General features: G+C 65.0%; 1 protein-coding gene. It reads right to left on the bottom strand.

From position 1 onward, the window contains the following. On the bottom strand, positions 1–246 hold a 246-nt coding region (locus CFII68_RS12745; protein ID WP_018607736.1), incomplete at both ends, for a carbon starvation CstA family protein.

Here is a 246-nt window from a genome sequence, read left to right as displayed (position 1 = left end):
GGCCCGCGGTGGTGGTGCAGATCAGCAGCCAACTCGCCGGCAGCAGCGTGACCCAGACGTAGCGCTGGCGCTTCATCTTGATCAGGACCACGGTGGCGAGCATCAGGGCGATACCGGCCAACATCTGGTTGGAGATGCCGAACAGTGGCCACAAGGTGTTGATGCCGCCCAGCGGATCGATCACGCCCTGGTACAGCAAGTAGCCCCACAGCGCCACGCAACCGGCGGTGGCGATCAGGTTGGCCG

It is taken from the genome of Pseudomonas sp. CFII68, assembly GCF_000416195.1.
In the GTDB taxonomy this organism is placed as follows: domain Bacteria; phylum Pseudomonadota; class Gammaproteobacteria; order Pseudomonadales; family Pseudomonadaceae; genus Aquipseudomonas; species Aquipseudomonas kilonensis.
Note: the sequence above shows the minus strand (reverse complement) of the source record. Positions and strands in the feature narration are given on the sequence as shown.